At 69.6% G+C, this 3,702-nt stretch carries 3 protein-coding genes and 1 pseudogene; 3 read left to right on the top strand and 1 reads right to left on the bottom strand.

The window, feature by feature from the left end; genetic code table 11:
- On the bottom strand, positions 1–605 hold a 605-nt coding region (phaR, locus tag FV230_RS25760; RefSeq protein ID WP_246695003.1), incomplete at its 3' end, for a polyhydroxyalkanoate synthesis repressor PhaR.
- A 315-nt stretch (positions 606–920) separates the two neighbouring features.
- On the opposite strand from phaR, the gene FV230_RS25755 reads away from it, so the two are divergent.
- The 3 genes and pseudogenes from FV230_RS25755 to FV230_RS25745 all read left to right on the top strand — a co-directional run.
- Positions 921–2,102 carry an acetyl-CoA C-acetyltransferase gene (locus FV230_RS25755; protein WP_147729163.1) on the top strand — a complete coding sequence of 394 codons (1,182 nt, stop codon included), beginning with the start codon at positions 921–923 and terminating at the stop codon, positions 2,100–2,102.
- Between the two features lie 188 nt (positions 2,103–2,290).
- Complete coding sequence (gene phbB, locus FV230_RS25750; RefSeq protein ID WP_147729164.1) at positions 2,291–3,019, top strand: acetoacetyl-CoA reductase; 729 nt, start codon at positions 2,291–2,293, stop codon at positions 3,017–3,019.
- 282 nt (positions 3,020–3,301) lie between these two features.
- A pseudogene (locus FV230_RS25745) lies at positions 3,302–3,702 on the top strand (hypothetical protein); the annotation flags it as partial.

The following is a 3,702-nucleotide window of genomic DNA, read 5'->3' as shown; positions in this document are numbered from 1 at the left end:
CCGGCGACGATGACGGTGGCGTCGCCGTTGGCGATCTGCTGCATGCCGATGGCGACGGTGCGCAGGCCGGAGCCGCAGACCTGGTTGACGCCCCAGGCGGTGGCCTGCCCGGCATGGGTGCCGGCGTTCGTCACGCCGGGCGGGGTGAAGCCGGTGAACATCTTCATGGCGTCGCCGAAGAAGCCCATGTTGGCCCGCACCTGCTGCTCGATGGCGCTCTGGAACGCCGACGAGCCGAAGCCGGTCGAGAACTTCTCGCGCAGGCCGTCCTGGTCACGCGCGAAGTTCGCCATCGAGAACTCGAGGAAGCTCGGCACCATCGTGCGCATGCTGTCGCCGTAGAAACGGATCAGCTGGCGCAGGAACGCCACCGGCAGGAGGTTGTCGGCGCCGGCCTTGTTCTCCTGCTCGAAGATGATCTGCGTCAGCACCGAGCGGGTGATGTCGTCGCTGGTGCGCGCGTCGTAGACGACGAAGTCCTCGCCGTTCTGCACCATCGTCGAGAGGTCCTCGAGGGTGACGTAGGTCGAGGTTCCGGTGTGGTACAGGCGCCGGTTGGCGTACTTCTTGATGACGGTCTGTTGTGCCTTGACGCTGTCCGCCATCTCTGCGGCCTCTCCCCGATCGCGCGACGACCACGGCCGGGCCCCCGCCGCCGGGAGCCGCCCACGCGCCGATCTCGACCTTAAGGCTTTCAGCCGGCGACGAAAATAGCAATCTGGCGCCTTTTCCCGCGGAATAATGCTAATTCCCGGCGCGTCCCGGGTCGCCCGAGCGAGCAGCCGCCGCCCGCCGAGCGTCACGCCCGGCGGTTCAGCCTTCTTGACTTCGATCGAGCGAGGCCCTTCATCCGGGGGAACGGCATTTTCGAGCGCGCGATCTCCAAGACGCGCCGGCCGACCACGAGGAGAACGTTTCAGATGGCAAGCGAAGACATCGTCATCGTCGGCGCAGCGCGCACGGCGGTTGGTTCGTTCGGCGGCGCCTTCAACACGGTGCCCGCGCACGAGCTCGGCAAGGTGGCGATCAAGGCCGCCCTCGAGCGCGCCGGCGTCTCCCCCGACGACGTGGACGAGGTGATCTTCGGCCAGGTGCTCACCGCCGGCGCCGGCCAGAACCCCGCCCGCCAGGCCGCCATCGCCGCCGGCATCCCCGAGAAGGCCACCGCCTGGGGCGTCAACCAGGTCTGCGGCTCCGGCCTGCGCACCGTCGCCATCGGCATGCAGCAGATCGCCAACGGCGACGCCACCGTCATCGTCGCCGGCGGCCAGGAGTCGATGTCGCTCGCGCCCCACGCGCAGTACCTGCGCGGCGGCCAGAAGATGGGCGACGTCAAGCTCGTCGACACCATGATCAAGGACGGGCTCTGGGACGCCTTCAACGGCTACCACATGGGCACCACCGCCGAGAACGTGGCCCAGGCCTTCCAGCTCACCCGCGAGCAGCAGGACCAGTTCGCCACCCGCTCGCAGAACAAGGCCGAGGCCGCCCGCAAGGAGGGCCGCTTCAAGGAGGAGATCGCCCCGGTCACCGTCCAGGGCCGCAAGGGCGACGTGGTCGTCGATACCGACGAGTACATCCGCGACGGCGCGACGGTGGAGGCCATGGCCAAGCTGAAGCCGGCCTTCTCCAAGGACGGCACGGTGACGGCCGCCAACGCGTCCGGCCTCAACGACGGCGCCGCCGCGATCGTGCTGATGTCGGCCTCGGAAGCCGAGCGCCGCGGCATCACCCCGCTCGCCACGATCAAGTCCTGGGCCACCGCCGGCGTCGACCCCAAGGTCATGGGCACGGGCCCGATCCCGGCCTCGCGAAAGGCGCTCGACAAGGCCGGCTGGAAGCCCGCCGACCTCGACCTGATCGAGGCGAACGAGGCCTTCGCCGCCCAGGCGCTCGCGGTGAACAAGGACATGGGCTGGGACGACGCCAAGGTGAACGTCAACGGCGGCGCCATCGCCATCGGCCACCCGATCGGCGCGTCCGGCGCCCGCGTCCTCGTCACCCTGCTGCACGAGATGAAGCGCCGCGATGCCAAGAAGGGCCTCGCCACCCTGTGCATCGGCGGTGGCATGGGCGTCGCCATGTGCATCGAGCGCGCGTGAGCCACAGCTCTCCGGAGCCGAAAATCCGGCTTTAGGCCGGACGCAAAACATTTCGCGTGCGGACGCCATCCGCACGCGGCATGACGGCACCATCCGCGGGCCGGAGGCGACGCCCGTCGCACCCGGCCCGATCGCGACCGAGAACACGTTCAAGAAACTGGAACACGTTCAAGAAACTGGAGGAAACCATGGCTCAGCAACGCGTCGCCCTCGTCACCGGCGGCACCCGCGGCATCGGCGCGGCGATCTCGAAGGGCCTGGCGGCCAAGGGCTACAAAGTCGCCGCCAACTACGGCGGCAACGACGAGGCGGCTCAAAGCTTCAAGGCCGAGACCGGCATCCCGGTGTTCAAGTTCGACGTCGGCGACTTCGCCGCCTGCGAGGCCGGCATCAAGGCGGTCGAGGCCGAGGTCGGCCCCGTCGACGTGCTGGTGAACAACGCCGGCATCACCCGCGACGGCCTGTTCCACAAGATGACCTTCGAGAAGTGGCAGGCGGTCATCAAGACCAACCTCGACTCGGCCTTCACCGTGACCCGCCCGGTGATCGAGGGCATGCGCAACCGCGGCTTCGGGCGCATCATCCTGATCTCGTCGATCAACGGCCAGAAGGGCCAGATCGGCCAGGCCAACTACTCGGCCGCCAAGGCCGGCGTGATCGGCTTCGCCAAGGCGCTGGCCCAGGAGAGCGCCGCGAAGGGCATCACCGTCAACGTGATCGCGCCGGGCTACATCGCCACCGACATGGTGATGGCGGTGCCCGAGGACGTGCGCAACAAGATCATCTCGACGATCCCCGTCGGGCGGCTGGGCGAGGCCGAGGAGATCGCCCGCGCGGTCGAGTACCTCGCCGCCGAGGATTCGGGCTTCATCACCGGCTCGACCCTGACGATCAACGGCGCCCAGTACATCGCCTGAAACGACGACGGGGGGCCGCCCGGGTCCCCCGCCCGGACCGGGTCCGCGGCCGCCCGACGCTTCCCGCCCCTGCATCGCCGGCGCGATCGGGCACCGCCGCCGGCTGCGGATGCGGCGGCGGGACGCAGGGGGGGTTCTAGCCGGATCTGCCCGTCGCGGTGCCTATAGGCCAATGCACGCCGGCCGCTTTTTGCGCGCTCAACCCGCGATTGCTTTAATTGCTGGTGAGGAATCAGGCCCATGATGCGCGAAAGGGCGGATCGCGGGCGGCGAAGCACATCCATGAAGACGATCCTGGTCCTCACCGATCAGCCCGAGCGCGGCCGGAGGCTCGCCGGGCAGCTCCGACCGCTCGGCGAGCCGCTGGTGATCGACCTGCTGGATCCCTACCAGTCCCGGAACGCGCCCGACCTGTCCCAGGTGGTCGCCGTGGTCGGCGACGCCTCGCTGGCCCATTCGCAGCAGGTCTCGGGCCTGCACCGGTACATGCACCGGCTCGGCCCGGGGCGCGTCCCCTTCCTCTGCGTCCTCCACGAGGACACGCCCCGGGCGCACCTGCAGGCGCAGGCCCTCGGCGCGACCCGCACGCTCCGCGCCGACGCGGTGCTGCGCGAGCTCGTGCCGGCCCTGCGCGCCGTCGTGCCGGCGCCCTCGGTCGACGCGCCGGCGCCATCGCCCGCACC

Origin of the sequence: Methylobacterium sp. WL6 (genome assembly GCF_008040095.1) — a bacterium.
GTDB lineage: Bacteria > Pseudomonadota > Alphaproteobacteria > Rhizobiales > Beijerinckiaceae > Methylobacterium.
Note: the sequence above shows the minus strand (reverse complement) of the source record. Positions and strands in the feature narration are given on the sequence as shown.